This window comes from Herbaspirillum sp. B65, assembly GCF_000333555.1.
GTDB classification, from domain to species: Bacteria; Pseudomonadota; Gammaproteobacteria; order Burkholderiales; family Burkholderiaceae_D; genus Herbaspirillum; species Herbaspirillum rubrisubalbicans.
In genome coordinates this window covers 1-1,936 of sequence record NZ_BADI01000162.1, presented here as the reverse complement: position 1 = coordinate 1,936, position 1,936 = coordinate 1, and the positions used below count along the sequence as shown (strand labels likewise).

Annotated in this window: 2 protein-coding genes; both read right to left on the bottom strand. The window is 64.0% G+C overall.

Annotation, left to right across the window (positions count from 1 at the left end):
- Positions 1–122: 122 nt before the first annotated feature.
- Positions 123–1,439 carry a ShlB/FhaC/HecB family hemolysin secretion/activation protein gene (locus tag I5W_RS04150; RefSeq protein WP_252716885.1) on the bottom strand — a complete coding sequence of 439 codons (1,317 nt, stop codon included), beginning with the start codon at positions 1,437–1,439 and terminating at the stop codon, positions 123–125.
- 15 nt (positions 1,440–1,454) lie between these two features.
- Positions 1,455–1,936: YDG domain-containing protein (locus tag I5W_RS04145; RefSeq protein WP_044528285.1), on the bottom strand; the 482-nt coding region annotated here is incomplete at its 5' end.

The window sequence follows — 1,936 nt, the reverse complement described above, 5'->3', positions numbered from 1 at the left end:
TTCATGCCGCCATTCGACAGGGCGAACATAACCAATGTCACCGGTCATGGCGCCGATATCATAGGCGCGCCCGGTATAAGGGCCGCCCTGCCGTCATCTTTTCGGCGAAATCCAGTTTGCTGTCACTNCATTGCGCCGCCAGTTGGAGATACACCGCATCGCGCGTGAAGATGCCCTGCAGGCGCGAGAAATTGGCATTCCACTTGGCAAAGCCACCCCCGGGTCTGCCCGGCTGCCGCATCAGCCGAGGCGGCGGCGGCATCATCGAAGAATACCCGGCCGCTGGTCCAGCCCAGGCTCCAGATGCTGATGCCACCAGCCAGCAGGTTGTCGCGGATATCGCCATTGAGACTCATCACCCAGTTCAGCAGATGACGGTCCGTGCGCAGCGCACTGGCGTCGACGTGGTCGTGCAGGCGCTTGCCGTCCAATTGCAGTTGCGCATAGACGTTGGCCTCACGACTGCGCAACAGCGGATGCCGGCCCCACAGGCTGACCACGCTGGCCGTGCCGTTGGCGCCCAATGCCGACAGTTCACTGCCCAGCTTGTAGCGCAGATAAGAGTAGGCGGTGCCGACATGGGTGCCCTGACCATTGACCAGAATGTCATAGGACAAACGACCATAGTTCATGCCGCTGCCGGTGCTCAGTACCGTCGCGCTGAGCAGATCGCCATGACGCAGCGGATTGACCACGTTCAGGTTGCCCGACACACGGACCCGGTCGATATAGCGGTTGCCGTAGTTGTCCAGTGCCACAGTGCCCAGCGTGGTCGGATTGGTGGTGGTGTTGACGGTGACGTCAGAACTGCCCACGCTGGCCCCGGGTTGGAGCGTGGCCGCCACGGCCACGCCGGGGACGTCCGAGAGCAGCAGCAAGCTGCGGTTAAGCGCATCGTCCTCGATCACCGCACCACTTTGCAGCCCATCGAGAGTGGCTTGCAGCAGGCTGTCCCTGACCACACTCTGGTTGTTGAGGCGCACCTGGCCATAACGCGCCTCCACTACCTGGATCACCACCACGCCATCGCGAATGGTCTGCGCCGGGATGATGGCGCGGGCCAGCGGATAACCCTGTTGGTGGTAGTAACGCGTAATGCGCTCGGCTAGTGTATTGACCTGCGCCAGCGTGAGCGACTTGCCTTCTTCGCCTGCGACCAGCTCATGCAGGGACTCGGTGGCAAATACGGTATTGCCCGTGATCTGCAAGCGCTTGACCTCGAAGGGTGCGGACTGCGGCAGGGCGGACTCGGCGCGCGGTTCCAGCTTGAGCGAAGGCGCACTGGTGGCCGGTGGTGCCGGCAGCGCAGGTTGCAATTGCTGCAGGATGGTGCCGGCGTCGGGGGGCGTCTGGGCGCTGGCCAGCGGGGCCAGTCCCGCCAGCACCAGGGCGGCGGCGATCGGGTGAAGCAGAGGCGAACGAGATGACAACAAAGACATGGGGATCATGATCGGTTATTGGGGGGTACTGATGGCCACGGGCGGCAACTGGATGCCACCGTTCTGGATGTTCAGGCTGGGCGGCGGCGTACCAAAACCGGTACTGGTATTGACCAGACTGCTGCCGCCCCTGCCACCGGCATTGCCGCTGCTACTCTCGTTGCCGGCTGCGGGAGCTGCATCATCCTGTTGCGAGCGCACCACCAGCGTGGACGACAGACTCAGCGACTGCGGTTGCGCGCTGGCTTGCGGCGGCAGGACGGTCGACTGCACCTGCGTGAGAACATTGCGCACGGTCACGGCCTGGGCGCTGGGCGTGGGCGCCGCGGGTGCGCTTGCCCCCACAGACGGCGTCTGGGCCGAACCCGCAGCGGTAATATCGGCCAGTGCCGTGCTCTGGCCGATGAGCGTGTAATTGCCGCTGTCAGCCCCGGAGATGCTGTTGCTCAAGTTGACTGTCTTGCCCCGTCCGATGGCTGCATCGCTGAATGCGCCGG